The organism is Azospirillum thermophilum, assembly GCF_003130795.1.
Lineage (GTDB): Bacteria > Pseudomonadota > Alphaproteobacteria > Azospirillales > Azospirillaceae > Azospirillum > Azospirillum thermophilum.
On the sequence record NZ_CP029354.1, the window covers coordinates 527,244 to 552,780 of the forward strand.

At 70.4% G+C, this 25,537-nt stretch carries 23 protein-coding genes; 10 read left to right on the forward strand and 13 right to left on the reverse strand.

Features of this window, described 5'->3' with window-relative positions; all coding sequences use genetic code 11:
- The first annotated feature begins 4 nt into the window (after nt 1–4).
- From DEW08_RS20570 to DEW08_RS20580, 3 genes are all read left to right on the forward strand, one after another.
- A complete protein-coding gene (locus DEW08_RS20570; RefSeq protein ID WP_109330763.1) occupies nt 5–982 on the forward strand; it encodes a LysR substrate-binding domain-containing protein in 978 nt (325 codons plus the stop codon).
- 109 nt (nt 983–1,091) lie between these two features.
- Nucleotides 1,092–2,078 carry an aldo/keto reductase gene (locus DEW08_RS20575; RefSeq protein ID WP_109330765.1) on the forward strand — a complete coding sequence of 329 codons (987 nt, stop codon included), beginning with the start codon at nt 1,092–1,094 and terminating at the stop codon, nt 2,076–2,078.
- Nucleotides 2,079–2,503: 425 nt separating this feature from the next.
- Nucleotides 2,504–3,421 carry a LysR family transcriptional regulator gene (locus tag DEW08_RS20580; RefSeq protein WP_109330767.1) on the forward strand — a complete coding sequence of 306 codons (918 nt, stop codon included), beginning with the start codon at nt 2,504–2,506 and terminating at the stop codon, nt 3,419–3,421.
- 10 nt (nt 3,422–3,431) lie between these two features.
- Here DEW08_RS20580 and DEW08_RS20585 read toward each other — a convergent pair whose 3' ends face one another.
- The 8 genes from DEW08_RS20585 to DEW08_RS20620 all read right to left on the reverse strand — a co-directional run bounded on the left by DEW08_RS20585 (nt 3,432) and on the right by DEW08_RS20620 (nt 11,700).
- On the reverse strand, nt 3,432–4,778 hold the full coding sequence (locus DEW08_RS20585) for an O-antigen ligase family protein (protein WP_168220448.1): 1,347 nt from the start codon (nt 4,776–4,778) through the stop codon (nt 3,432–3,434).
- A 17-nt stretch (nt 4,779–4,795) separates the two neighbouring features.
- Nucleotides 4,796–6,997 (reverse strand): nucleotide-binding protein, encoded by a 2,202-nt coding sequence (locus DEW08_RS20590; protein WP_146214741.1) that lies wholly within the window; start codon nt 6,995–6,997, stop codon nt 4,796–4,798.
- A gap of 65 nt (nt 6,998–7,062) precedes the next feature.
- Nucleotides 7,063–7,269: a hypothetical protein gene (locus tag DEW08_RS20595; protein WP_109330773.1), complete on the reverse strand. Its 207-nt coding sequence runs from the start codon at nt 7,267–7,269 to the stop codon at nt 7,063–7,065.
- A 38-nt stretch (nt 7,270–7,307) separates the two neighbouring features.
- Nucleotides 7,308–7,709, reverse strand: coding sequence for a hypothetical protein (locus DEW08_RS20600; RefSeq protein ID WP_109330775.1), 402 nt, complete (start codon nt 7,707–7,709; stop codon nt 7,308–7,310).
- Between the two features lie 175 nt (nt 7,710–7,884).
- Nucleotides 7,885–9,063, reverse strand: coding sequence for an outer membrane beta-barrel protein (locus tag DEW08_RS20605; protein ID WP_168220449.1), 1,179 nt, complete (start codon nt 9,061–9,063; stop codon nt 7,885–7,887).
- Between the two features lie 55 nt (nt 9,064–9,118).
- The gene (locus DEW08_RS20610) at nt 9,119–9,604 is read right to left on the reverse strand and encodes a polysaccharide biosynthesis/export family protein (protein WP_109330780.1); all 486 of its coding nucleotides are present in this window, start codon (nt 9,602–9,604) and stop codon (nt 9,119–9,121) included.
- A 132-nt stretch (nt 9,605–9,736) separates the two neighbouring features.
- Nucleotides 9,737–11,008, reverse strand: a complete 1,272-nt coding sequence (locus DEW08_RS20615) for a right-handed parallel beta-helix repeat-containing protein (RefSeq protein ID WP_109330782.1) — start codon at nt 11,006–11,008, stop codon at nt 9,737–9,739.
- Nucleotides 11,009–11,052: 44 nt separating this feature from the next.
- Entirely contained in the window at nt 11,053–11,700 is a 648-nt protein-coding gene (locus tag DEW08_RS20620; RefSeq protein ID WP_168220451.1) for an FkbM family methyltransferase, read from the reverse strand.
- A gap of 360 nt (nt 11,701–12,060) precedes the next feature.
- On the opposite strand from DEW08_RS20620, the gene DEW08_RS20625 reads away from it, so the two are divergent.
- The 6 genes from DEW08_RS20625 (at nt 12,061) to DEW08_RS20650 (ending at nt 18,714) form a co-directional block, all read left to right on the forward strand.
- Nucleotides 12,061–13,347: a lipopolysaccharide biosynthesis protein gene (locus DEW08_RS20625; RefSeq protein ID WP_109330786.1), complete on the forward strand. Its 1,287-nt coding sequence runs from the start codon at nt 12,061–12,063 to the stop codon at nt 13,345–13,347.
- Nucleotides 13,348–13,352: 5 nt separating this feature from the next.
- On the forward strand, nt 13,353–13,976 hold the full coding sequence (locus DEW08_RS20630) for a phosphatase PAP2 family protein (RefSeq protein ID WP_109330788.1): 624 nt from the start codon (nt 13,353–13,355) through the stop codon (nt 13,974–13,976).
- The gene (locus DEW08_RS20635; RefSeq protein ID WP_109330790.1) at nt 13,973–15,115 is read left to right on the forward strand and encodes an FG-GAP repeat domain-containing protein; all 1,143 of its coding nucleotides are present in this window, start codon (nt 13,973–13,975) and stop codon (nt 15,113–15,115) included. The genes DEW08_RS20630 and DEW08_RS20635 overlap by 4 nt, the downstream gene beginning before the upstream one ends.
- Nucleotides 15,116–15,132: 17 nt before the next feature.
- Nucleotides 15,133–15,978 carry a PIG-L deacetylase family protein gene (locus DEW08_RS20640; protein WP_109330792.1) on the forward strand — a complete coding sequence of 282 codons (846 nt, stop codon included), beginning with the start codon at nt 15,133–15,135 and terminating at the stop codon, nt 15,976–15,978.
- Nucleotides 15,969–17,210, forward strand: coding sequence for a glycosyltransferase (locus DEW08_RS20645; protein ID WP_109330794.1), 1,242 nt, complete (start codon nt 15,969–15,971; stop codon nt 17,208–17,210). Before DEW08_RS20640 ends, DEW08_RS20645 begins: the two co-directional genes overlap by 10 nt.
- Nucleotides 17,211–17,415: 205 nt before the next feature.
- Nucleotides 17,416–18,714 (forward strand): sugar phosphate nucleotidyltransferase, encoded by a 1,299-nt coding sequence (locus tag DEW08_RS20650; protein ID WP_109330796.1) that lies wholly within the window; start codon nt 17,416–17,418, stop codon nt 18,712–18,714.
- Nucleotides 18,715–18,789: 75 nt separating this feature from the next.
- On the opposite strand, the gene DEW08_RS20655 is transcribed toward DEW08_RS20650, so the two are convergent.
- From DEW08_RS20655 to DEW08_RS20665, 3 genes are all read right to left on the reverse strand, one after another.
- On the reverse strand, nt 18,790–20,049 hold the full coding sequence (locus DEW08_RS20655; RefSeq protein ID WP_109330798.1) for a glycosyltransferase family 4 protein: 1,260 nt from the start codon (nt 20,047–20,049) through the stop codon (nt 18,790–18,792).
- Between the two features lie 84 nt (nt 20,050–20,133).
- Nucleotides 20,134–21,147 carry a class I SAM-dependent methyltransferase gene (locus DEW08_RS20660; protein ID WP_109330800.1) on the reverse strand — a complete coding sequence of 338 codons (1,014 nt, stop codon included), beginning with the start codon at nt 21,145–21,147 and terminating at the stop codon, nt 20,134–20,136.
- A gap of 42 nt (nt 21,148–21,189) precedes the next feature.
- Nucleotides 21,190–22,218 (reverse strand): NAD-dependent epimerase/dehydratase family protein, encoded by a 1,029-nt coding sequence (locus DEW08_RS20665; protein ID WP_109330803.1) that lies wholly within the window; start codon nt 22,216–22,218, stop codon nt 21,190–21,192.
- A gap of 326 nt (nt 22,219–22,544) precedes the next feature.
- Here DEW08_RS20665 and DEW08_RS20670 point away from each other — a divergent pair, with 326 nt between their 5' ends.
- Nucleotides 22,545–23,504: a glycosyltransferase family 2 protein gene (locus DEW08_RS20670; RefSeq protein WP_168220452.1), complete on the forward strand. Its 960-nt coding sequence runs from the start codon at nt 22,545–22,547 to the stop codon at nt 23,502–23,504.
- A gap of 34 nt (nt 23,505–23,538) precedes the next feature.
- On the opposite strand, the gene DEW08_RS20675 is transcribed toward DEW08_RS20670, so the two are convergent.
- Both DEW08_RS20675 and DEW08_RS20680 read right to left on the reverse strand, forming a co-directional pair.
- Complete coding sequence (locus DEW08_RS20675; protein WP_109330969.1) at nt 23,539–24,324, reverse strand: WecB/TagA/CpsF family glycosyltransferase; 786 nt, start codon at nt 24,322–24,324, stop codon at nt 23,539–23,541.
- A gap of 8 nt (nt 24,325–24,332) precedes the next feature.
- The gene (locus DEW08_RS20680; protein WP_109330807.1) at nt 24,333–25,517 is read right to left on the reverse strand and encodes a glycosyltransferase; all 1,185 of its coding nucleotides are present in this window, start codon (nt 25,515–25,517) and stop codon (nt 24,333–24,335) included.
- Nucleotides 25,518–25,537 lie beyond the last annotated feature (20 nt).

Genomic DNA, 25,537 nt, shown 5'->3' on the forward strand with positions numbered 1-25,537 from the left:
CCCTATGAATCTGGCCGGCCTTTCCCTGCGTGACCTGGACTATGTCGTGGCGGTGGCGGATCTGCGCCATTTCGGCAAGGCGGCGGAGCGCTGCGCCGTCAGCCAGCCCTCGCTCAGCGCCCAGGTGCGCAAGCTGGAGGACCAGCTCGGCCTCACCCTGTTCGAGCGGACGAGCCGCCGCGTCCTGCTGACGGCGGAGGGGGAACCGGTGATCCGTCAGGCCCGCGTGGTGCTGGAGGAGGCGCGGCGCCTGCTGACGCTCGCCCGCGGCGGCGGCTGTCCGCTCGGCGGGCGGCTGACGCTGGCGGCCATCCAGACCCTCGGCCCCTACCTGTTCCCGCATTCCCTGCCGCCGCTGCGCGCCGCCTATCCCGACCTCGCCCTCACCCTGGCGGAGGGGCGCACCGAAGGGCTGCTGGAGGAGCTGCGGGAGGGCCGGGTGGATGCGGTGCTGCTCTCCCTGCCGGTCGTCGGGGACGGTCTGGCGGCCGAGCCGCTGTTCACCGAGCCCTTCCTGCTCGCCCACCCCGCCGGCCACCGGCTGGCGGCGGTGCCGTCGCTGGGGGTGGAGGACCTCGACCCGGCCGACCTGATCCTGCTGGAGGAAGGCCACTGCCTGCGCGATCAGGCGCTCGCCGCCTGCGGCCTGCAGGCCCGCGGCGGGCGTCACGCCACCGGGCTGGAGACGCTGCGCCACATGGTGGCGGCGGGGGCCGGCTGCACGCTGATGCCGCTGCTGGCGACCGGCGACGCCCAGCGCTTCGGCGGCCTGCTCGGCTACCGCCCCTTCGACCGCGGCGAGCCCGGCCGCGTCGTCGGCCTCGTCTGGCGGGCGAGCGACCCGCGCTCGGACGAGTTGCGCCGGATGGCGGCGCTGCTCCGCCGGCATGCGCCTCCCGGAACACGGATGGCCACAGCGGAAGCGGCCGAAGCGGAGATGACCGAAGCGGAGATGACCGGCCCCCGTCCGGCCGGCGCCTGATGGCCGGGTTTTCCATTTCTGGAAAACCCTCTTGCGGGGTTCTCGCTTTTTGCCGCCATTTCCGGGGGATAGATCTGGCGCCACGGAATTCGGCAAACGGAGGACCATCATGGCGCGGAAACGGCAACTCGGCCCGTCGCTCGGCGTATCGCCCATCGGGTTCGGCTGCATGGGCATGTCCGACTTCTACGGCAACCACGACGACGGCCAGTCGGCCGCGGTGCTGGAGATGGCGGTGGAACATGGGGTGGACCTGTTCGACACCGCCGACACCTACGGCTTCGGCCACAACGAGACCCTGCTCGCCCCGCTGCTCGCCCGGCACCGCGGCCTCAAGGTCTCGACCAAGTTCGGCATCGTCCGGCAGCCGGGCGCCTACGAGCGGCGGATCGACAACAGCCCGGCCTATATCCGGCAGGCCTGCGAGGCGTCGCTGCGCCGGCTGGGCGTCGAGGCCATCGACCTCTACCTCGTCCACCGGCTGGAGGCGGAGCGCCCGGTGGAGGAGACGGTCGGCACGCTCGCCGAACTGGTGCGCGAGGGGAAGATCCGGACCATCGGCCTGTGCGAAGCCTCTGCCGCCACCATCCGGCGCGCCCATGCCGTGCATCCGCTGGCGGCGGTGCAGAGCGAATATTCGCTGTGGACCCGCGATCCGGAGGCCGACGGCGTGCTCGACGCCTGCCGGGAGCTCGGCATCGGCTTCATGGCCTATTCGCCGATCGGCCGCGGCTTCCTGTCCGGCGCGCTGACCGACGGCGGCCAACTGGAGGAAGGCGACATGCGCCGCGCCCTGCCCCGCTTCTCCGGCGACAATCTGGCGCGCAACCGGGCGCTGGTCGAGCGGCTCGCCGCCTTCGCCGCGCGCAAGGGCTGCACGCCGGCCCAGCTCTCGCTGGCCTGGCTGCTGCACCGCGAGCCCTTCGTCGTGCCGATCCCCGGCATGCGCCGCGCCCCGCACCTCGTCGAGAATCTGGCGGCGGCCGGGGTCACCCTGACGGCGGCGGACATGGCGTGGCTGGACGAGACGCTGCCCGTGGGGGCGGCGGCCGGCGAGCGCTACACGGCGGAGGGCATGAAGGGCGTCGGCATCTGACGGCGGCGGCGGGGGTCGAAGGGAGCGGAGGGGGCCGGCGGGGCTGTTGGATTTTTCCAACGCTGTTGCCGTGGCCCCGCCCCGCGGTTAGGCTGGAACGGTCGCCGGCCGAACCATGCCTGCCGCCGGTCGATCGCCTCCCTGCCCTTCACCCTCCCAGCCCTTCATTGTGCATCCCCCGCACAACGGCAGCCTGCGAACGGTCGCGGCAACCCGTTGAACCGAAAGGACAAATCGCAGACTCACCCATTGTGCGGCGGAAACACGCTGCACAACGCGCACAAGGATGCCCGGAAGAACGCCCGGCAGCAGGTCCCGGCGGGCAGGTCCCGATCCCGGGTCCGGCGCGGCGCAGGCTTCCCTGGCGCCGGGGAAAGCAGGATGATGGACGCGGAGTCCCCGAACGGAAGACGGCGCCGCCCGGCATGCTCGACTGGAACGATCTGCGCTATTTCCTCAGCATCGCCCGGACCGGCAGCCTGACCGCCGCGGCGGCGGAGCTGCGGGTCAGCCCCTCCACCGCCGGCCGGCGGATCGAAAGCCTGGAGCAGGCGCTGGCCGTCACCCTCTTCGCCCGCCACCAGACCGGCTACTTCCTGACCGACGCCGGCCGGGCGCTGCTGACGCGGGCGGAGGCGGTGGCGGACGGGGTGGCGGCCCTGCAGCGCAGCGCCACCGGGCTCGACGGCGACCTCGCCGGGACGGTGCGGCTGGCGACCGCCGAGACGCTGGCCAACAGCATCCTCGTTCCCGCCCTGCCCGCCTTCCGGGCGGAGCACCCGCGGCTGGCCCTGGAGCTGGTGACGGGGATCACGACCATCGGGCTGTCGCGGCGCGAGGCCGACCTCGCCCTGCGGCTCGTCCGGCCGGAGGAGCAGACCCTGCACCTGCGCCGGCTCTGCCGGCAGGGCTACGGGCTCTACGGGGCGGCCGGCTATCTGGAGGCGCGGCCCTGGCGCGGCGTCGAGCGGCTGGCCGACCATGCGCTGGTCGGCTGGGAGGAGCGCTTCTCCCACCTGCCGGCCGCCCGCTGGCTGGCCGGCGCGATGGCGGGCGGAATGGCGGGCGGACCGCAGGACGGGGCACCCTGGCTGCGCACCACCAGCCTGTCGGCGCAGGCCGCCGCCGCGGCGGCCGGGCTGGGGCTGGCGGTGCTGCCCTGCTTCCTCGGCGACGGGGAGCCGGGGCTGCGCCGCCTCCTGGGACCGCGGGAGGTCTTCGCCGAGGATCTCTGGCTCGTCCTGCATGGCGACCTCGCCCACTCCGCCCGCGTGCGGACGGTGGCGGAGTTCGTCGCCGACACGGTGCTGTCCCGGCGCGCCCTGCTGGAAGGCGACGGCTGACCGGCGGGCGTCAGCGGCGGCGGCCGGCCCCGGCGATGCGGCCGGGCGGCGGCGCGGCCTCCTGCCGATTCTGGGATGGCCGATCCGGCACGGGCCGCTCCGGCAGGGACCGGCCCGGCAGAGGTCCCAGCACCGGGGCCATCGCCATCCCCATCACCAGATAGAAGGGGATGGACTGGAAGGGCGTCTCGAAATAGTTGCTGAAGAAGGAGATCGCGATCCCCGCCACCCAGTACAGCATCCCGAAGGGCTGGCCCGACCGCCGGTAGGACCGCCATTGCAGGGCGAGGATGGAGAGCTGGAAGAAGGCGAACAGCAGGACGCCGACCCAGCCGGTATAGCCGAGCGCGTAATAGAAGACGTTGTGCGGCGTTCGGACATTCTCATGCTCCTGCCCGGCCCGCACGCTGGGCGGGGCGAGGCTGAACAGGTCGAAGCCGTAGCCGTGGCCGAACAGCTCGAGCTGCGGGTCGGAGTTGGCGGCGGCCCAGATCGTCTCCCACCAGGCCTGGCGCCACTTCAGCGTCCCGCCGTCCTCGGCGGCATAGGGGCTGAACTCGGAGGCCAGCTTCTCGTCGAAGGGGGCGACGGCCCGGCTGATGATGCTGGAGACCGAGACCTCGCCGCGGCCGGCGATCTGGACGCCCGACAGCTCGACGAGGCCGAGCAGCGCCAGCCCCGCCGCCCCCAGTCCCAGCACCCGGCCGATCCGGCCGGTCAGCAGCGCCCACAGCAGGATCGCCAGCCCCAGCCCCAGCCACTCCGCCCGGACCGAGTTGCCGAGCAAAACGACGATGTTGAGGAGCAGCAGATGCCAGACGCGCTCCAGCCGCGGTTCGAAGCAGACCAGGCCGAGCACCGCGGCGGCCGAGGCGTTGGCCTGGCTGAAGACGCGGACGTTCTCCGTCCCCGGCAGGAAGATCCCGACGTCCTTCAGCGCCACCAGATAGAGCAGCCCGTACACCCCGTTGACCCAGGCGATGGCGCGCAGCGTGCGGGACAGCAGGGTCGGGTCGTCCCGCCCCGCCCACAGGCCGAAATAGAGATAGAAGCTGTAGTAGTTGAAGACGAAATACTTGATGACGTCGAAGCCCGAGCCGGCGAACAGCCCGCGCACCGCCTGCAGCACGCCGCAGATCAGGAACAGGTACTGCGCCAGCGACAGCATGGCCAGCGGCGACGGGCGCAGCAGCGAGGCCGCCCACACGCCGATCGCCGCCTGCGGCTTCGCCAGGATGAAGGCGCCGAGCGCCAGTTCGCCGATGAACAGCTTGGCCTGCGGGATGCCGAGATAGGCGAAGGTCCGCCCCAGGCAGAAATAGCCGACGGTCAGGAAGCCGACGAACCGCCCCCACATCGCTCCCCCCGCATCGCTCAGGTCCGGCCGGAACCCGCGGCATCCCGCGTGCCGGCGGTGAAGGAGAGGAAGCGGCTGCCGGTGTCGTGGCCCCATTCCCAGTTGGCGAGGATGCCGACCCGGCGGATGGTCAGGCCGGGGAAGCCGGGATAGATGTCCGACAGCCGGCGGTACAGCACGGCGCGCCCGTCGACATGGACGCGGTAGCGGTCGCCGTCGCTGACCACCCGCAGGGTGACCGGCCGGCCCGGCCGGATGCCGTCGCCGACATTCGTCCAGGCGGCGTCGTAGATGTCCTCGAAGCCGTTGAGATGGAAGAAGGAGGACACGGCACCGCAGTGCTTGAAGCCGCCGCTGTGGCTGTTGTCCAGCCAGCTGTTGACCATCAGGTAGTTGTCGGGGTCCTGCCAGAAGATCAGCCCGGCCCGGCCGCGGCACTCCTCGTCGCCTTCCGCCTCGGGGGGCCGGATGACCGCGCTGAGGTCGGCCAGCTCCGGATGCGCCCAGTCGATCCCGTAGGCGAGGCGCCGGCGCACCGGTCGGTCCGGGCCCGCCATCACCCGGGCTCCGCCGGTCCCGTCGAGCGCGATGCGGTCGATGCCCGTCAGCTTGCGCCACACCAACCTGCCGCCCGCCCCGCCGCCCGCCCCGCCGCCCGCCCCGCCGGAGTCATACCCGTCGAGGTCGTCGCGCGGCGGGCCGGTGAACAGCTCCTCCACCACCTTGCGGCTGCCGGCGTCGGACCAGGGGGCGGTCAGCCGCAGGGCGGCCGGGATCGGCACGGCGCGCGGGTGGGCCTCGAACTGGCGGACGAGCGGCGGATCCCGCCCCTCCACCGCCGGCCCCTCCGCGGCCAGCCCGACGCCGCAGCCCTCGGCCAGCAGCGTCCCGTCCGTGGCAAGCTCGGACAGCTCCTCGCCGTCCAGCACGACCTGGATGCGGCAGCCGTCGTCCATCACCTGGACGTCGACCGCCCGGCCCGGCGTCAGGCCGCGGCCCTGCACCGCGCACAGCATGCGGACCGTTCCGGCGCTGCGCACCTCCAGGCTGCAGCGGCCCTCCTCCAGGCGAAGCTGCCAGCAGTTGCCGGCATCCACCGCGCGCCAGACCAGCGTCACGGCGCCGGACCGCCCGGCCGCCTCGACGACGGCGCGGATCAGGCCGGAGGGGACGAAGGGCGTCAGCAGCACCGGCCCGGTGCCGGAGGGGACGCAACCCCGGGCGGTCCGCCGGAAGGCGCCGGGGCTGCCGGTCCACAGTCCCCCGGTCTCGGCCAGCGTCCCGGCGAGGTCGCCGGCGCCGGTCAGGCCGTCGGCCGCCTGGGCGGTGCCGTACCAGACCGCGAGGTCGGCCACGTCGGCGACCCGCACGCCATGGACCTGGGTGTCGCCGCTGAAGCCGATCTCGCAGACCGCGCTCTGGTGCAGCCCGGCCCACAGTTCCTCCGCGTGGCCGGACGGATCGATGGCGACCGGCCGCATCATCGGGAAGGGGGCCGCCCCCGCGACGTCCCTGGCGGAGGACAGGTAGTAGGCCGCCCCCTGCTCCCGCAGCACGACGATGTACTGCATGGGCATGTTGGGAAAGCGGCTGTCCACCGGCACCGGCCGGCCGGCACAGCGGCACAGCAGGTGGGCGTTGTCGGGGCCGGCGCCGCGCACCACCCAGGCCCCGCCCTCCTCCGCCGGGTTGGCCGGACGCTCGGCCGCGAACCAGCCGACCGCGAGGTTGCCGCCGAGCTGCTCGGCCGTCACCGTCGTCTTCAGCGCACGGACCCAGCGCAGCAGCCGGCGCGGCAGCGGCTCGCACCGCCAGCGCCGCGGCAGCAGCGCGATCCGCCTGAGGACCGGAGTCTCGCCGCTGCCGAGCAGCCAGCGGCCGACGCGGCGGTGGAAGCTGCCGAGCCTGTAGGGGGCGGAACCGTTGTCGGCGTTGAGGACATGCACCGCCATGGCAAGGCCGGCCCGCCGCCGGAAGGGACCATAGGCGAGCGACGCCCGCCCCCAGCCGGGCTCGGCCAGCGGCCGGATGCGCAGCACGCCGTCACGCACCGTCAGCACGCCCTCGGGGTCGGCGCCCCCGCGGCGATGGCCGTCCGGGGTGGTCGTGCCGATCACGGTGCCGGGCTCGAGGTCCCGGACGAAGTCGTCCTGCAGCGCCACCGGCGCGGCGGGGACGGCCCCGGCGTCGGTGACCGGGCGGGTGAACTGGTCGGGCACGGTGCCTCCCACGGGTGGGGCCATGGATCGGGCCACGGAACGGATCGAGAAGGGGGCCGGCCGCCTCAGACGGCGCGGAACAGGTCGTAGACGTGCCGGATGTGGTCGGAGAAGGCCTTGCGCGCCGGCAGCGGCGGCACAGCCTGGTGGCGGAACAGCGCCTGCATGCGCGGCAGGCCGCAGGGATCGGCGATCAGGCCGCGGTTCCAGCCGACCAGCAGGATGCCGCCGGGCGCCAGCACCTGGTGCAGGGCGTCCAGCGTCTCGTTCATCGGCTCCTCGGCATCCACGCCGAAGCCGAAGACGCCGTTCAGCAGGACGAGGTCGAAATGGCCGGCCGGATAATGGAAATGGATGTTGCGGACGTCGCCGGTGACATGGCGGCCCCGCTCCCCCAGCGGCGGGCCGCCGGGTCGATGTCGGTGGTGTGGTACGCGCTGCCGACCGCCGTGAAGCGTTGCCCGTAATGGCGGGTGTAGCGGCGGCAGCCGACGAAGAGGACGCGCGCCGGGCGGGTCGCCGCGAGCGCCGGAAGAATCTCCGTCTCAAGATAGACACGGTCGGGCTGGGCGGGCACGGCCCGTTCCGCAAGGTAGGTACCGACCCGCCCGAGCCCGGCATACTCGGCCGCCTGTCTCAGGAAAGGCAGCCGCGCGGCAATACCACGAGACATGTCGTAGATCGGCTTCCAGGGATTGACATGCTCTTCCATTCCGCTGACCCGTTATTGGAGAAAGGCAGTATCGGTTCTTCGATATCGCGTGGATTTTAGTTACATTACCAGGAAGCCAATGCACTCGATCCCCTGCAACCGCTCTTCCGGACAGGCCGGGGGCAGGGCGACTGATCCGAAGGATTCCCCGCCTACCCCCACCGTGTAGGCAAAGTTAGAGCTGCAGGCGCAGGCCGACGGTCACCACCGTCTGGTCGAAGCCCGCGTTGGCCGCGGTGGAGGTCCGGTGCAGCGTCCCGACCTCGGTGTAGGCCGCCATGGTGCGGTTGATCAGGTAGCGCAGCCCCACCCCGGCGCCCCAGGTCTTGTCGGTGCGCGGCGTGCCGGCGAACTCGTCCTCCCGGAAGGAGACCTGCGAGCCCACCAGGACGTTGCGGTACAGCTCGTAATCGACCGCGAGCTGGACCGTGGTGTTGAGCCGGGTGGAGGCGAGCGTCTGCTGCGTCGCCTGGGTCGAGCGGCGGGCGGAGGCGGTGACCGTCAGCCGCTCGGTCGGGAACCACCGGGCGCTGCCGTTGATCGCCACGCCGGTCAGGTCCGAATAGGCCGGATCGTCGAAGGTGGCGTAGAGGCCGCCGACCGAGAGGTTGACGATCAGCAGCGAGGCGACCTCGAAGTTGACCCCGACCAGCAGGTTGTACTCCTCGCTGTCGCGGCTGACGCCGTTGCCGCCCGGCTCCTCGTAATGGCGGTCGCGGTAGACCGGGCGCAGGAACAGCGCGATGCGCGGCGAGAGCTGGTAGCCGAGCTGGACCGCCGCCGACATCTCCGTACGGTCGAGCATGCGGTCGGCCGCGTTCTCGAAGCCGTAGCGGTCGTACTCGATCTCCGCCCGCGTCAGCAGGCGGTTGAACGCCTTGTCGTAGCTGAGCTGGAGATACTGGCGGTCGAACAACGAGGGGCGCGAGTTGGCCGGCGCCTCCGGGTCGGTGCGGGCCTGCGCCCCCCGTCCGTAGGAGGCGAAGCCGCTCGCCGTCCCCATCGACGCCAGATCCAGGCTGCCGTTGAGCGAGGCGCCATACTCGTCGGTGTCGGCGACCTCGTTCTCCCAGTAGCGGGTGAAGCGCCCATAGGCGGTGGCGCCGAGGCTGTGCCGCGACCAGTTGCTGGACAGAAGAAGCTGCGGCTGCAGCACCGTGACGAAGTCGCCGCGCGTGTTCCTCTCCGTCGCGAAGACGTTGTCGTTGTAGGACTGGCTCAGCGTCACGGAGGGATAGAGCCGGAACCCGCCGAGCGGCACGCCGGTGGCGTCATAGTCGGGACGCTGCCGGTCCAGCACGCCGGCCGTCCGCCCGACGCTCTGCGCATGGCCCGGTGCCGACGCGGCAAGCACGAGGCCGACCGTCAGCAGGACGAGGCGGAGGCGGGAGCACGGACGGGAGCGGGAATCAGATGATGCGCTCGAAGACATAGATCACGTCCCCCGGCTCGATCCTGGCGCTTCGGCCGGCGCGGCGCTCCACCTTCTCGTTGTCGATCTTGCGGGTGACGGAGACATAGTCGCCCTGCGCACGATAGGTGAAGCCGCCGGCGATCGCGACGGCGGTCAGGACCGACATGTCGGGCACATAGGGATAGGCGCCGGGGCGGGCGACCTCGCCCAGGATGAAGAAGGGCCGCGCCGTGACCACCTCCACCGACACTTCCGGCGAACGGAGCTGCCCCTGCTTCAGCGCCGCCCGCAGGTCCTGTTCGAGCTGCGCGGTGGTCTTGCCGCGCGCCTCCAGCCGCTGGACGGTCGGGATGGAGATGGCGCCGGTGCCGTCCACCTTGAACTGGCCGGAAAGCTGCGGATCGTCCAGCACGATCACCCGAAGCTCGTCCCCGGAATCGAGCTGGTAGGGATGCGCCTGGCTCTCCTGAAGATCCGGCAGGGATCCGCCGGGATTGACCGCGCAGCCCCGAGCGCCAGGGCCGGCAGCAGCAACACCATCACACCGAACAGCCTCTTCATTATGAGCCCCCTTGAAATGAGCGCGCGGAGCCGCGCGGGGTTTATCCTTCGGTCACTGCGCCAGGCCTTGCGCTTCGAATCCGAATTTCCTCGTGGCCTCCGCAAGCGAGCCGGCCGTCTCGCCGATCCAGGAGAAGAGCGGACCGGCCTGCCCGCCCGCCCGCGGAACGAGGTAGCGGTTGCGGTCGATGGCGATGCCGTGCTTGGTCGCGTCGAACCCGTCCCACAGGCCGGGGCCGGTGGCGACCGCCGCGGTGGTCCACCCTCCGCACAGGTTGCCGTGGATCCGCAGATCGCCGAGAAGGGTGGCCGGCGGCTCCCCCCGCGGCATGTTGCGGAAGGCGACGCAGGCGGGATTGTCGAGCAGGACGTTGTTCTCGATCACGACGCCGCTGCTCTCCAGCAGTTCGATCCCGGCGCTGCTGTTGGCCATCACGACATTGTCGTGGACGCGGCCGCGGGCGTCCCGGTTGTACTCGATCCAGATGCCGGGTCCCTCCCAGCCCTCCGCGTTGCCCGTGTTGCGGCGGATCACGCTGTTGCGGATGACGAAGTTGCGGTTGGCGGTGTCGAGCCACAGGCCGGGGCCGACATTGTCCTCGCTGACCAGCCGCTCCACCACCAGCCCGTCGGTGCCGAGGAACTTGGTGACCGCGGAGTTGGCGACGGAGGCGATCAGCCGCTTCGTATTGATCCGGCGGATGGTGACGTCCGCGATGCGCAGGTTGCGCCCGCCCGCCCCGACGATGGCGTGGGCCGTCGGTGAATCGATGTCCTGGAACAGGCTGGCGCTGACCGTCACGTCGTTGCCGCGGATGTTGACGCCGAAGCCCACCTGTTCGAACAGGCAGGACTCGATGCGCCAGCCGGTGGCGGCCCGCACCGCCGGCCGCTCGCCGATCTGCCGGAAGACGAGGCCCTTCAGCGTGACCCAGGGATTGCCGCTGCGGGTTTCCGGGTCATGGTCGCCGACCCATTGCTGCGGCTGGAACCCGCCGGTCTCGCCGCTGATGACGACGGTTCCCGGCTCCTCCGCCTCGAACAGGATGGGCGCGTCGGGCCGGCCGTCATGCACGATCTCCACCGACTCCCGGTAGACGCCCGGACGGATCAGCACGCGGTCCCCCGCCCGCGCCCGGCGGGCCGCCTCCCCCAGGCTGCGCAGCGGAGCCGACATGCTGCCGCGGCTGCGGTCGTCGCCGTCCGGCGCCACGACATGGGTGGCGGAGGCCAGGGCCGCCGACGGCCGGACGGACGGCATGCCCAGAACCGCGAGCGCCAGCAGAGCGCCGGACAGCCGGAGAGGGAGGAGTGCGGCAATCACCGTCGCATCCTTGGGCTAGGGGCAGGGAGTGTCGGCGAAGGCGATCAGGCGGCCCCGTCATGCAGGGCGAGGCCGTGGATCACCGACCAGGGGATGCCCTGGTAGGAGCGCCCGAGACGCTCCACCCGGTAACCATGCTGTTCCAGCCGGCCGGCCAGGGCGGCATATTTGTCCTCGGCCACCGCCGGCTGTTCGTCGTCGACCTCGAAGACGACCATCGGGCGGTGGATGTCGAGCGTCCGGCGCATGCCGTCGAGCACCGCCATCTCCGTTCCTTCCACGTCGATCTTCACCATGGCCGGTACTTCGATGCGGCCGCTTTCGATCAGGTAGTCGATCGACAGGACCGACACCTCCATCGCCCGCGTCAGGTCCGGCGGCAGGTCGGCCGATGACAGGGTCGCCCCGCCGGAATGGGCGGCGAGATAGAGGATCCCGGTGCTGTCCGATGCCCCCGCCGCCAGCGGCACCACCTTGACGTTGCCGAGCCCGTTGACCCGCGCGTTGTCGTGGATGCAGGAGACGTTGCCGGGGACCGGCTCGATGGCGAAGACGTGGCCCCGCGGCCCCACCAGCCGGGCCGCGATGATCGAGAAGAAGCCGATGTTGGCGCCGATGTCGAGGAACACGTCGCCGGGCTTCAGCCGGTCGGCCAGGCACTGCTGCACCGGCAATTCACAGCTGCCGTTCATGTGCTCCCGCGTGGCATTGAGCAAGTGAATCCGCAGTCCCTGACCAACACCGGAGCGGACCGGGACGGTAATGGACACGCCACCACGATTAGCTGTCCTGATAATAAACTGGGCTATTTTCTTAGTAATGGCCATGTCATTACCCCTAAACCAATGGCGTCTTAGTATCAATTCGGCCAACACCACTGTCATGCGCCAAAAAGTAGTCTTGCACTCCTGATCACCGGATATTCCCTTTCGAGGAGCCGACCGACACGAAGGAATAGCCGGCGCTATGCGATTGCGCATAGGAACCCGGTCGATTGCCGCGTCTATCCTGGCCGGACCCGACGCGGTTCCCCAGGAAGCAGAGCAGGTGCCATGCGGTTTATCGTCCGTGCGCGGTCCCTCTCGCGCCACCCGTTGAGCTGGGCGCTCGCCGACCAGGCCGTCGCCAGCGGCGCCAACTTCCTGACCATCGTGATCCTGGCCCGCCAGCTTGGCGTGGAGGGCTTCGGGCTGTTCATGCTGGCCTGGCTGGTGCTGCTGTTCTTCCGGAGCCTGCAGGGCGGCCTGATCATCGCCCCGATGATGAGCATCGGCCCGAAACAGGAGCCGGAGCGCCGCGACGCCTATTACGGCGCTGTCCTGGCCTGCCAGCTCGCCCTGGTGGCCGGGGCTGGCGCGCTGGTGCTGGGCGGCGCATGGCTGCTGGCGCTGCTGGTCCCCGGCAGCGTGCCGGCGGGGCTGGCGCCGCCGCTCGCCGCCGCCTGCGCCGGCGACCAGATGCAGGAGTTCGCCCGCCGCCTGTTCTTCTCGCAGGACCGGCCGCGGCGCGCCTTCCTCGTCGACGTCACGACCTACGGCAGCCGTACCGTGCTGCTGCTGGCCCTCGGCGGCGATGCGGCGCAGGCGTTGTGGTTCGTCTTCCTGTCCTCTCTGCTGGGCATGGGGCTGACGGTCCATGGGCTGGCCGGGCTGCGCTTCACCCGGGCCGGCCTGCTCGAGATCCTGCCGCGGCAATGGCGCTTCGCCCGCTGGACCGTCGGATCCGCCCTGCTGGAATGGGGGTCCGGGCACCTGATCGTCCTGGCGGCCGGCGGCGTCCTGGGCACCGCGGCGGTCGGCGCCATCCGCGCCACGACCAACATCTTCGCCCCGGTCCAGGTGCTGATCCAGGCGCTGAACAACATCGTTCCGGTGCGCGCCGCCGCCCTGCTGGCCCAGGCCGGGGAGGTGGCGCTGGTCCGCTACCTGACCCGTACGACGGCGCTGGCCGGAGCGGTCGGCCTGACGGTTCTGGCGGCCGGCACCGCCTTTCCCGCGCGGATCCTGCTGCTGCTCTACGGGCCGGGCTACGAGCCCTACGCCCATCTCGTCTACTGGTGGGTCGCGATCTATGCCGCGGGCTTCCTGCAATTCCCGCTGGCCGCCGCGCTGTCGGCCATCGAGCTGACGCGCCCCTTCTTCGTCAGCATCCTGTGCGAGGCGGTCTTCGGCATCGTCAGCGCCTGGATCCTGCCGCGCTGGTTCGGCCTGGACGGCACGATGTTCGGCATCCTCGTCACGCGGGCGGCCCCGGTGCTCGTCCTCGGCCTGTTCCTGGCCGGCTGGTGGCGCCGCACCGCGCTTCCCGCGCATCCCGCGCGCATCGAAGAGGGAGCCTGAGGAAAATGGATCTGCTGCTCTCGAAAGCCGTGGACGGCGTGACCAACCTCGGCGATTCCGCAATCCTGCTGCCGCTGTCGGCCGGCATCTTCCTGTGGCTGCTGGCTTTCTGTTCGCGGCAGGCGGCCGGCGCCTGGGCGCTTGCCATGCTGGCGGCGGTGGTGCCGATCGCGCTCCTGAAGTTCGCGCTGCAGACCTGCGACCCGCTGAGCCGGCTGCGGCTGGTGACGCCGAGCGGTCATGCCGCCTTCGGCACCGCCGTCTACGGCGGGCTCGCCATGCTGGCCGCCCGGCAGAGGCCCGGCTGGGCGGTGCCGGCCTTCGCGGCTGCCGCCATCCTCGTCGCCGGCATCTGCGCCACCCGCCTGATGATCGGCGTCCATTCCGAGGGAGAGGTGCTGATCGGGCTGGCGGTAGGCGCGGCATCCCTGCCGGTGCTGTACAACCGCATCCGGCGCCTGCCCCCCTTCGCCATCGACGTCCGGCGCGTCGCGCTGGTCCTGGGACCGCTCTCGGCCGTCATCCTGGCCTGGATGCTCTATCACGACTGGGGGCTCTCGCCGAACGGCGTGATCCGGGAAGCCGCCCTCAGGCTTGGCGCCGCAACCATGCACTGCGAGGTACGATGACGACCGGGCGACAGCTCGTCCTGGCTGGCCTGCTGCTGACCGCCTTTCCGGCAGCCGCGGCCGACTTCAACCTCCGTATGGAGATCGTCGACCCGGGAACAGCCGGCGACGTCAAGATGGTCGGGGACATCGACGGCGACGGACGTCCCGACCTCGTCGTCGGCGGGTCCAGGAACGACAAGCTGAACTGGTACCGCAATCCGACCTGGCGTAAGACCGTCATCCTGGCCCCGATGACCGAATTCACCACCGACGGCGCGCTCGGCGACATGGACGGCGACGGCGACCTCGACATCGTGATCTTCGACGGCGAAGGCTCGAAGAACCTGCACTGGTACGAGAACCCCCGGCCGAACAACAATCCCATGGCCGGCTTCCGCTGGCGCCGTCACATCGTCGGCGGGACGGGAAGCTGGGGCAAGGACGTGGAACTCGGCGATTTCGACCGTGACGGACGGCTGGACATCGCGGTGCGCAACGCCGACGCGCTGTCCGTCTTCTTTCAGGACGCCGACGACCAATGGACCCGGCGCACCCTGCCGGCCCGCCGGCTGGGGTCGGAGGGGCTGGCATCGGGCGACATCGACGGCGACGGCGCCGTCGACCTCGTGCTGGACGGTGCCTGGCTGCGCAACCCCGGCGGGGGCGAGGCGCGCGACCCGCGGGCCTGGAGCGAGCAGGAGATCGGGCCCGCCTACGGCACCTTCAAGGCGGTCGTCGCCGACTTCGACGGCGACGGCCGGCCGGACGTCGCCTACTCCTCCTCGGAAGGGACGGCGGACGTCGCCTGGTACGGCCAGGGGGCGGACGGACGCTGGGCGCGCCACGTTGTCCTGGCGGCGGTCGAGCGCGGCCATACGCTGCAGGCCGCCGACATGGACGGCGACGGCGACATCGACCTCGTCATCGGGCAGATGCACAGCAGCGACGCGAAGAAGATCCTTCTGGCGGAGAACCAGGATGGTCGCGGAGCCGACTGGACGATCCACGTCATCGGCACCGGCGGCCTCCACAACGGGGTGGTGGCGGATCTGAGCGGCGACGGGCGGCCGGACCTGTTCGGCGCCAACTACACCGGCACGCCGCCGGTGCGCGTCTGGCTGAACCTGCCGCCCGACGAACGGCAACCGCAAGAGTGAGCGGAGGAACGACGTCCATGGACGTGGCGCGCGGCCTCTATCGCACGAGCCTGTTCAAGAGCGGCTATGCCGCGGGCATGTCGCTGTACCGCCGGCTGCTGCTGGCGCGCGGGCTGGACGACACCGCCCGGTTCGAGCGCAGCTCCGCCCTCGTCCTCGCCCCGCACGCCGATGACGAGACGCTGGGCTGCGGCGCCACCATCCTGCGCAAGCGGGCCACCGGCACGGCGGTCCATGTCGCGATCGTCACCGACGGCGGCGCCTCCCACCGATCCGCCCTGCTCAGCCGCGAGGCTCTCATCGCGCTGCGGCGGGAGGAGGCGCTGGAGGCCACCCGCATCCTCGGGCTGCCGGCGGAGGCTGTCCGCTTCCTCGGCTACCCCGACGGCGGGCTTGCCGACGCCGGGCAGCGCCTGGACGAGGACCTCCGCCGCCTGATCGTCGAGCTCGCCCCGCAGGAGCTCCTGATCCCGTCGGCCATCGACGGACATGCCGACCACCGGGCGCTGAACCGCGCGGCGCACCGGGCCGCCGCCGCGGCCGGGCGGCCGGTCGCCATCTTCGAATATCCCGTGTGGTTCTGGGACGCCCGGTCCTGGATCGACATGGAGGCCCCGGCCGCCGCGAAGGCCTGGCAACTGCTGCACCGGCCGGCGCTGTCGCTGCGGCGGCTGAAGCCCCTGCTGGTCGCCACCGGCCCCTTCCTCGGCCGCAAGGGCATGGCGGTCTCCGCCTACCGCAGCCAGATGACCAACCTCACCGGCGAGCCCGACTGGCCGGTGCTCGACCCGCGCTTCCTCGAACAGTTCCTGCAGGACCACGAGATCTTCTTCGCGGCCCCGGAGGCCATGCCATGGACATGACCATGGCCCTGCCCCACAACCGGGGATCGGGCGACGCGGTACCGGACAGGCGGCCGACGATCCTCCATATGCTGCCGGATCTGGCGCTCGGCGGCGGGCAGGCCCTTCTGCTGCGCAACCTCGTGCGGATGCAGGATGGACCCTTGCGCCATGTCGTCGCGTCGATGGGCGGCGGCCCGATGGAACCGGAGTACCACGCCGCCGGCCTGCCGGTCTTCCGGCTGCCGCTGGAGCGCTGGAGCGCGCTGCCCACCGTGGTCCGCCGGTTGACGGAGATCGTGCGCGACCAGCGGGTCAGCCTGATCCACACCAACAACACGCCGCGCGACCGCATCCCGGGACAGCTCGCCGGCCTCCTCCGCGGCCTCCCGGTGGTCAACAGCTTCCATGCGCTGGCCCCGACTCCCCTGCCCGTCCCGGACCGCCCGCAGGCTCTGCCGCGCTTCCTGCGCCAGCGGGCGACGCGGCTTGTCAACCGGGCGCTGATCGGCCTCAACCTCACCGGGCTGGTGGCCGTGTCGGAGACGGTGCGGACCAGCCAGTCCGCCTGGCTGTCGCTTCCCCCCGACCGCATCCGTGTCATCCACAACGGCCTGCCGCTCGGCGAGCCGCTGGACGACCATCGCGACCGGATGCGCACCGAGCTGGGGGTCGCCGGACGCCATCCGGTGATCCTGACGGTCGGCCGGCTGGTCGAGGGCAAGGGCCAGCGGCTTCTGGTGCCGATGATGGCGGAGCTGGTACGCCGCCGGCCGGACGCCTGCCTGCTGCTGGCCGGCGAGGGGGAGGACCGCCCGCTGCTCGAAGCGATGATCGCGCAAGCCGGGCTGGAGCGGCATGTCCGCCTGCTCGGGCAGCGCTTCGACGTGCCGATGCTGCTGGCCGCCTGCGATCTCTTCGTCAGCTCCTCCCACTATGAAGGGTTCGGTCTGGCGGTTCTGGAGGCGATGGCGGCGCGGCGCCCGGTGGTGGCGTTGTTCACTCCGGCGCTGCTGGAATTCATGGTCGATGGCCGGTCCGGCCTGCTCGTCCGCCACCCCGATCCCTTGGCCCTGGCGCACGCCGTGGACCGCGTCGCGGCGGATCCCGGCTTCGCCGCCGGGCTGGGAGCGGAGGGGCATCGGCTGGCGCAGTCCTTCAGCGTCGATGCCACCGTCAAAAACATGCTGGACCTTTATACGGAAATCCTCTCCAGGCACCCGATAATCACAAAATGTAATGCCACATTTTGACAGATAATCTTGGCAAAGACTGTCATTATCCCTGAGCATTACTTTAGAACTGCGGCAGTGGTTAAGTCTATTGCGGTACCTCTCCACTCTTATTGATGGGAAATATTCGCCGTGATACGACGACCAACCTAGAATTCTCGTTCACGAATCCCCCTACAATTTGACCAGTCACGGGAGCGTCGGGCTTGTTCCGGCGATGAAAGCGATGGAGATCAAGCGCCCTCAGCCGCAGATTCACCCGGTCCTGCTGTGCGGGGAGAATGACCACGGCCTGTGGCCCCTGTCGCGGGAGCTGTTCCCGAAGGAGTTCCTGCCGCTGCTGGCCGGCCGCTCTTTGCTGCAGGAAGCGGCGGAGCGGGTGTCGGCCAGCGGTCCGGTCGCCGCTCCGATCATCGCCTGCAACGAGGAACACCGCTTCATGGCGGCGGAGCAGCTTCGCCGGGCCGGGGTTTCGCCGGCGGTGATCCTGCTGGAGCCCGTCTGGCGCGGCGCCGCGGTCACCGCGGCCGCAGCCGCGCTGATGGTGGCCGGCGATGATCCGGACGGTCTGCTGCTGCTGGTTCCGGTCGCCGGCGCCCAGTCGATCGGACCGGCCTTCGCCGACGCCCTCGCCACGGCCCATCAGCAGGCGGCGGAGGGCAAGCTGGTGTCGATCGGCGACCCGGCCGGAGGATGCTGGCTGTTCCGCGCCGCCCGCTACCTGGAGGAGCTGGCGCGCCATGCGCCGGAGACGCTCGCTGCCGCACGCCAGGCGCTCGACGGCCGGACGGCCGGCGGCGGCTTCCTGCAGATGGGTGCGGCGCCGGCATCCGCCCCGGCCCTGTCGGTCGCGGCCGCCATCGACGGCAAGACCGACCATGCCGCCGCCGTCCCCTGCGAGATCGACTGGAGCGGCACCGGCAGCTGGTCGACCCTGTGGAACGCCGGCGGCAAGGACGAGGACGGCAATGTGCGGGTCGGCGACGTGGTGACCTCCGGGACGCGCAACTGCTACATCCAGTCGGACGGCCACCTCGCCGCCGTCGTCGGTCTGGAGGATGCCGTCGTCGTGGTCACCGACGATGCCGTGCTGGTCGCCCGCAAGGACCAGGAGGAGACTGCCAAAGCCCTGCTGCGCACGCTGAAGGACCAGGGCCGGTCGGAGGTGCTGAACCACCGCAAGGTCCACCGCCCCTGGGGCACCTTCCAGTCGCTGCATATGGGCAAGCGCTTCCAGGTCAAGTGCCTGACCGTCGAGCCGGGTTGCCGCCTGTCGCTGCAGCGCCATCATCACCGGGCGGAGCATTGGGTCGTGGTCCAGGGCACCGCGCTGGTGACCTGCGGGACCGAAGTGCGCCTCGTCTCCGAGAACGAGTCGGTCTACATCCCCATCGGCACGAACCACCGGCTGGAGAATCCCGGCAAGGTGCCGCTCAGCATCATCGAGGTGCAGTCGGGCTCCTATCTCGGCGAGGACGACATCGTCCGCATCGAGGACGTCTACGGCCGGGTGGAGTGCGCCTGACGCAGCGCGTGCCGACACAGGAAACCCCCCGGCCGACGGACCGTCGGCCGGGGGGTTTTCCGTTCGGCGCAGCCGTCAGCCCGGCGCAGGGCGCATCCGCTGCCAGTCCTTCAGGAGCTCGCGCCACAGCAGGTCGAGACCGGCCATGTCGAACGACGCGGCGATCATCTGCGCCATGGCCGACATCGCCCGCCGCTCCTCCGCCGTCAGGGCCAGGAACCGGCGGATGCCTCCGGAGACGCTGGCCGGCGTCTGCTCCACCGCGAATCCGTCGACGCCGTCCACCAGATACTCGTCGATGCCGTGCAGCCGCGGGGCGATCACCGGCAGACCGGACGCCGCCGCCTCCAGGCTGACCAGCGAGAAGGACTCGTAGAAGGAGGGGAAGACGAAGGCGTCCGCCGCCCAGAGATAGGGGCGGACGTCGCTGCTGCTGCCGGTGAACAGGACGCGCCCCGCTCCCGGCTCGGCGGCCATGGCCCGGTAGGGCCGCAGACCCTGGTCCGACCCGCCGACCACCAGCACGACGGTCCGCGGGTCGGCGAGCTGCCTCTGCGCCGCCAGCAGGACGGGCAGCCCCTTGCGGTCGAAATGGCCATGGGCGACGAACAGCAGGACGGTGTCCCGGTCGTCCAGCCCGAGCCCGGCACGGAAGGCGGCCCGGTCGAAGCTGTCCGGCCGCCGCAGGCGGCCGACGTCGATGCGGTTGTGGATGACCCTGGTCTTGCCGCCGGTTCCCGGAAACGCGTCGTCGAGCTCCCTCGCCAGCCCTTGCGACACGGCGATCATCGAGGAGGCGCGGCGGAAGACGAACGGCTCGACCGCCGCCTGCAGCGCGTGGTTCGCCCAGTGGAGGATCCCCATCAGGCTGTCGCGCCGGATCGGGCAGGACGTCATCCTCAGGAACGCCCGATTGCAGAAGTGGATGTAGTAGATGTCGGCGAACAGCACGATGGCGTCCGCGCTCAGGACGAAGTCGAAGGGCCGCCCGCGCCGCAGCCGCTCCACCGCGTAGCGCAGCGCCGCAACGGCATGGAAGCAGCCATACTGGACGACCAGCGGCCGTCGCGTCACCGGCACGGCCACATGGCGGATCCGGTCCGGCCGCGGGTTGTCGAAGGAGATGGCGAAGACGGTGAAGTCGCACTCATCCGCCAGCGCCGACAGCAGGGCCAGCGTCCGGCTGCCGACCGGATTGGTCGGGACGACATGGTGGTCGAACACGGCGATGCTGGGCCGGCCGCCGCCGGCGGTGGTGCCGTCCAGCCTGGACAGCCGCGCACGCAGCCGCCGCGCCACCGCACCGCCGGCGGCGCTTTCGCTCTCGTGGATCATGTCCGTCCTTCGTCGGCGGAGCCGACATCGTTGTCCTTCGTCGGCAGAGCCGACATGGTTGTCTTTCGTCGGCGGAGCCGGCCCCTAGGCGCCGCCGGCCACGCCGGTCCGTTCCTTCCCGGCAGCGCCGGCGTGGTGCAGGCCCGGGCGTTTCGGCAGCGGGCCGGCCTTCGCGCTCACGATGACCGTGTGCCCGAAGGCGATCTTGCGGTCGGTCTCCAGGGCCGGGGCGAAGAGCAGCCCGAGGAGGTGGGAAACCGCATGGAGCAGGGTGAAGAGGAGCCCCCGCTCCACCGGCCGCGGCGCCCGGCGCAGGAGACGCCAGTAGAGGGCCCGCAGGAAGAACTGCCGCGAGAACCACAGCCGGTGGTACGGCTGCAGCGGCTCGTAATGGATCGCAGCGTTGACGAAGCCGGTCTCCGCCAGCAGCCCGACCAGCGCCTGTTCCGACCAGCGCGAGAGGTGGTGCGGCGGCATGTTCAGCACGTCGTTGACGCACACCCCTTCGAAGCCGTCGTCGTTCGGCACGCTGACGACCAGCAGCCCGCCGGGACGCAGCGCCCGCCGGCACCCCATGAGGAAGTCGACCGGCCGGGTGGTGTGTTCCAGGACCTGGAAGCTGACCACCACGTCGTAATGGCCGGGCAGGCGCCGGGAATGCCACTCGATGGTCTCGTCATGGACCGTCAGCAGGTTGGCCCTGGCCTCCGCGATGGCGTTCTGCGACAGTTCCAGCCCGGTATAGTCGGCTTCGGGCACCGATTCGGCGAAGTTGCCGACCCCGCACCCGATGTCCAGCACCCGGTCCCCCGCGCCGATCAGAGCGGAGGCATGGCGGAACTCGTACTTCTCCCGGTCGTAGTACCGCTCGTGCAGGCGGATCGATTCGTAGAAGCCCTGGCTGCCGGCGACGAGGGGGTGGAAGAACTTCACCCCGCTCTTGCTGCACCGGTAGAGCCCGACCCGCTCGATGCCCTCGAACTCGCGGGTCACGTCGATCGACTTGCGGCGGTAGAGGCGGATGATGTCCTTCACCCTGATGTCGAAGATCAGATGTGCCGGGGCTCCCGGCACAATGATCGACTCCACGGAGGCCATAGGCCCTCTCCCTCACCGGTTGGCGAACGACCGCGTCCGCGGTCAGGCGGCAGCGACCGGGATCGCGATCCGCCCGCCGATACCGGTGTCCGGAACCGGGCCGTACACGTCGCGGCCCTCCGCGGCGAGCTGGCGCCAGATCCAGCCGTAGGTCGGGGCCAGGCCCTGCTCCAGGCTGACGGCCGGCTCCCAGCCCAACACCCGCCGCAGCAGCGTGTTGTCGCTGTTGCGGCCGCGCACGCCCTGCGGCTTGGTCAGGTCATGGCGCAGTTCCACCCGCTTGCAGGCGATGCCGGAGATGACGGCGACAAGTTCGTTGATTGTCACCATGGTATCGGTGCCGAGGTTCAGCGGCTCGGGAAAGTCCGACCGCATCAGGCGGAAGATGCCCTCGACGCAATCGTCGACATACATGAAGGAGCGGGTCTGCAGCCCGTCGCCCCAGACTTCCAGCGTGCCGCCGTCGGGACAGAGCGCGACCTTGCGGGAGATCGCCGCCGGCGCCTTCTCCTTGCCGCCCTCGTAGGTGCCGAGCGGGCCGTAGACGTTGTGGAAACGCACCACCCGCGTCTCGAACCCCCAGTCCTGCCGGTAATACTGGCAGAGCTTCTCCATGTAGAGCTTCTCCAGCCCGTACCCCTCCTCCGGATCGGCCGGCCAGGCGTCGGCCTCCTTCAGCGGCATCACGTCGGCGTCGGTCTGCAGATGCTGCGGATAGACACAGGCCGAGGAGGAGAAGAGGAAGCGGTCACAGCCCTGCAGCCGCGCGGCCTCCAGCATGTGGATGTTGATCATCGTGTCGTTGCGCGCGATCTGCGCATGCTGGGCGGTGATGTAGCCGATTCCGCCCATGTCGGCCGCGAGGTGATACACCTCGTCGATGCCGGTCGCCGCGATCAGGCAGTTGTCGAAGCGGCGCAAGTCGAGCATCAGGAACTCGTGCGCCTCCGTCGCCTCGAACTCCGGCTCCTTCACGTCCACGGCACGAACCCAGAAGCCTCTCCTTTTCAGGGAGGACACCAGGTGATGCCCGATGAATCCGCCAGCCCCCGTGACCAATGCGCGACGCATCGTCCTCTCCTTTTTCAAGATGTCTCATTTGATAATGTTAATAAATAATACAGCACATATTTCCGCTTATGTCGGTACCATTTGGTATTTCCGAAAAGAGCATTCGATATATATAGCGATTTCTGCAGCGCTAATTCTTTAGCTTAAATTCGGGGTTATCGATTTTGTTCGCGGTTGCGATAACATTTATTGTCAAAAGTGGTGGTTTTATCTTTGTATTTATTGACTTTGATGCTGCGGACACCACCAAATTCCATCCGGCAACATGCCCTGTCCTGGTTAGGATGACTTGGCGCGGCGAAGGGCCGCCGGCATGGAGCAGGACGATGACGAAGACCGATGCTGAACCGCCCGCCGTTTCGATCGGCGTGCCCGTCTACAACGGCGAGCGCCTGCTGGCGCGGGCCCTCGACTCCCTCTGCGCCCAGACGTACGCGGATGTGGAGATCATCATTTCCGACAACGCGTCGACCGACGGGACGGAGGCGATCTGCCGTGCCTATGCGGCGCGCCATCCCCACATCCGCTACCACCGGCAGCCGCGCAACCTCGGGGCGGCCGGCAACTTCAACTTCGTCTTCCGGCAGGCGCGCGGCCGCTTCTTCAAATGGGCGGCGCATGACGACGTGCTGGCGCCGGGCTATCTGGCCGCCTGCGTCGAGGCGCTGGAGGCGCACCCCGATGCGGTGCTGGCCGGCACCGACGCCGGGCTGATCAACGACGACGGTTCGCCCCTGGCCTACGACGCCGAGCGCAGGACCTTCATCGACCGCTACGGCAAGTCCTGGTACTGGGCGCCGGAGCCGGACAGCGGCACCAGCTCCGCCGATCCGGTCCGCCGCTTCGCCACGCTGGTGCTGCGCGACAGCTGGTGCCTGGAGGTGTTCGGGCTGATCCGGACCGAAGCTCTGCGCCGCTCCTCGCTGATCGGGTCCTACTACGGGTCGGACAAGATCCTGCTGGCCGAACTCGCCACCATCGGCCGCTTCCACAAGGTGCCGGAGCCGCTGTTCCTGCGCGGCTGCCAGCCGGCACAGTCGAGCTACCTGACGCCGCAGCAGCAGGCGGCCTGGATCCGCGGCAGGCAGACCCGCAGCTTCGACCAGGGCTGGATGGCCTGGCACCTGCTGCGGGCGAGCCTGCGGCCGGAGCTGTCGCTGCCGCAGAAGCTCGCCTGCGCCGGCTGCGTCGTGCGCCATGCGATCAAGCCGGAGAAGCTGAAGCGGCTGGTGGTGCCCGGCCCCAACAACTACTTCGGCATCGGTGCCCGGACGGCCAGGAACTGACCCCCGGGCGGCCGGGTACGAGCGTACCGTCATCTCACCAGTCCCCCGGATAGCGGCGCCAGCCCATCCGCTGCACGAACACCCGCAGCACGAAGCGCGGGTTGTTGGTCAGGTAGCGGCCGGCGAGGCGCCGCGGCTCGGTCGCCATGCGGAAGGCCCACTCCAGCCCGCTGCGCTGCATCCACAGCGGCGCCTGCTTCTTCAGCCCGGCATGGAAGTCGAAGGCGGCGCCGACCCCGATCAGGACCGGCGCCTGCAACCGCCCGACGAAGCGGGCCATCCAGCGCTCCTGCTTGGGCGTGCTGAGCCCGACCCAGACGATGTCGGCGCCGCTGGCGTCGATGCGGCGGACGAGGGCCTCCTCCTCCTCGGCGGTCAGGGGCCGGAAGGGCGGCGTGCAGGTGCCGACCACCTGCAGCCCGGGAAAACGACGGGTCATCCGCGACTTCAGCAGCGCCGCGACGTCCGGCCCGCCGCCGTAATAGAAATGGCGCCAGCCGGTCGCCAGCGAGCGCGCCGCCACCTCCAGAAACAGGTCCGGCCCGTAGACGCGCGAGACATGGTCGAAACCGGCGAGGCGCGACAGCCAGACCAGCGGCATGCCATCCGGCGTCACCAGCCCGGCGCCGTTGTGGATGTCCTTCAGCACCGGATCGCGCTGGCTCTCCATCACGCCATGCACGCCGGTGACGCAGACATAGTGCGGGCTGCGATCGGCGATCCAGGCTTCGATGGTGTTGAGCGCCATGCCCATGTTGATGGCGCTGACGCCGACCCCCAGGACGTTCACCCTGGGAATGGCGGCGCGAGGAGTGTTCATCCGGTCGATCATGCCGCGGCCCGTCCCTGCAGGCGGCTCCCTGCGGCCCGGTAGATGGCCAGGAGCCGGTCGTGGTTGGCGTCTTCGGTGTAGTGGTCCTCGAACTCCCGCCGGGCGGCGGCGCCCAGGGCGGCGCGCCGGGCGGGATCGGCCGCCAGCGCATCCAGTGCTGCGGCGAGGTCGTCCGGGTCGCCGGGCCGGAACCGCAGCCCGGTGCGCCCGTGCGCGACGATCGCCCGCATGCTGCCGAGGTCCGACGCCACCACCGGGGTGGCGCGGGCGAAGGCCTCGACGATGGTGCGGTTGAACCCCTCGTACCAGACCGACGGCAGCACCAGGCAGGTCGCCCGCCCCATCAGGTCCAGCACCTCGGCCTGCGGCCGCCAGCCCAGCCATTCGATGCGCGGGTCGGCGGCCGCCGCGCGGCGCACGCGGTCCGCCTCCGGCCCCTCGCCGAGGATCTTCAGCCGCAGGCCGCCGGTGACGCGCCCCCACGCCTCCAGCAGCGTCGCCACCCCCTTCTCGGGCGTCAGCCGGCCGGCGAACAGGGCAAAGCCGCCGTCCCCCGGTCCGGGATCGAGTTTCGCCGGCAGGAAGTTGGGGCTGACGTGCAGCCGGTCCGCCGGCAGGCCGGCGGCGACGTATTTTTCCAGCGCGAAACCGTTCAGCACGATGTAGGCGTCGACCGCCCGGTTCCAGGTCCCGGCCGCCCGGTGCGCCGCCATGACGGAGGCGACGACGGCGCTGCCGGCCCGGCTGTCGCGGTAGCAGCCCCGCCGCACCCCGGGCAGGGCGAAGCGGCGGCCCAGGCAATCCTCGCACACGGCACCGTCGCGATAGAGGATGGCCGACGGGCAGGCGATGCGGAAATTGTGCAGCGTCTGCACCACCGGCACCCCCTCGGCATGGGCGGCGTAGTAGGCGGCGGGGGAGACCAGCGGGAAGGTGTTCTCGAAATGCGCGACGTCCGGCCGCGTCTGGCGGATCAGCCAGCGCAGGTCGCGGTAGACGTCGCCGTTCCAGAAGGACTTCGCCGCCGTCGCCAGCGCGCCGATCCGCTCCACCGCGTCGTTGTGCAGGGCGAAGGAGACGACCTCGTGCCCGCGCCGGGTCAACATGGCGCGGTTGACGGCGAAGCACTGATCCTCGCCGCCCGCCTGCTGGTAGAAGTTGTGGATCTGAAGGACGCGCATCGGCCTTCCCCCGGCAGTCG

Bases quoted from the DNA above. Each gene is read 5' to 3' on its own strand.
- DEW08_RS20595 (WP_109330773.1), bottom strand. From the start codon at position 7,269: ATGAACGAGACGCTGGACGCCCTGCACCAGGTGCTGGCGCCCGGCGGC.
- DEW08_RS20620 (WP_168220451.1), bottom strand. From the start codon at position 11,700: ATGAACGGCAGCTGTGAATTGCCGGTGCAGCAGTGCCTGGCCGACCGG.
- DEW08_RS20650 (WP_109330796.1), top strand. From the start codon at position 17,416: ATGGAGATCAAGCGCCCTCAGCCGCAGATTCACCCGGTCCTGCTGTGC.
- DEW08_RS20585 (WP_168220448.1), bottom strand. From the start codon at position 4,778: ATGTGGGGGCGGTTCGTCGGCTTCCTGACCGTCGGCTATTTCTGCCTG.
- DEW08_RS20675 (WP_109330969.1), bottom strand. From the start codon at position 24,324: ATGAACACTCCTCGCGCCGCCATTCCCAGGGTGAACGTCCTGGGGGTC.
- DEW08_RS20575 (WP_109330765.1), top strand. From the start codon at position 1,092: ATGGCGCGGAAACGGCAACTCGGCCCGTCGCTCGGCGTATCGCCCATC.
- DEW08_RS20630 (WP_109330788.1), top strand. From the start codon at position 13,353: ATGGATCTGCTGCTCTCGAAAGCCGTGGACGGCGTGACCAACCTCGGC.
- DEW08_RS20635 (WP_109330790.1), top strand. From the start codon at position 13,973: ATGACGACCGGGCGACAGCTCGTCCTGGCTGGCCTGCTGCTGACCGCC.
- DEW08_RS20625 (WP_109330786.1), top strand. From the start codon at position 12,061: ATGCGGTTTATCGTCCGTGCGCGGTCCCTCTCGCGCCACCCGTTGAGC.
- DEW08_RS20680 (WP_109330807.1), bottom strand. From the start codon at position 25,517: ATGCGCGTCCTTCAGATCCACAACTTCTACCAGCAGGCGGGCGGCGAG.
- DEW08_RS20665 (WP_109330803.1), bottom strand. From the start codon at position 22,218: ATGCGTCGCGCATTGGTCACGGGGGCTGGCGGATTCATCGGGCATCAC.
- DEW08_RS20580 (WP_109330767.1), top strand. From the start codon at position 2,504: ATGCTCGACTGGAACGATCTGCGCTATTTCCTCAGCATCGCCCGGACC.
- DEW08_RS20645 (WP_109330794.1), top strand. From the start codon at position 15,969: ATGGACATGACCATGGCCCTGCCCCACAACCGGGGATCGGGCGACGCG.
- DEW08_RS20600 (WP_109330775.1), bottom strand. From the start codon at position 7,709: ATGGAAGAGCATGTCAATCCCTGGAAGCCGATCTACGACATGTCTCGT.
- DEW08_RS20640 (WP_109330792.1), top strand. From the start codon at position 15,133: ATGGACGTGGCGCGCGGCCTCTATCGCACGAGCCTGTTCAAGAGCGGC.
- DEW08_RS20670 (WP_168220452.1), top strand. From the start codon at position 22,545: ATGACGAAGACCGATGCTGAACCGCCCGCCGTTTCGATCGGCGTGCCC.
- DEW08_RS20570 (WP_109330763.1), top strand. From the start codon at position 5: ATGAATCTGGCCGGCCTTTCCCTGCGTGACCTGGACTATGTCGTGGCG.
- DEW08_RS20660 (WP_109330800.1), bottom strand. From the start codon at position 21,147: ATGGCCTCCGTGGAGTCGATCATTGTGCCGGGAGCCCCGGCACATCTG.
- DEW08_RS20655 (WP_109330798.1), bottom strand. From the start codon at position 20,049: ATGATCCACGAGAGCGAAAGCGCCGCCGGCGGTGCGGTGGCGCGGCGG.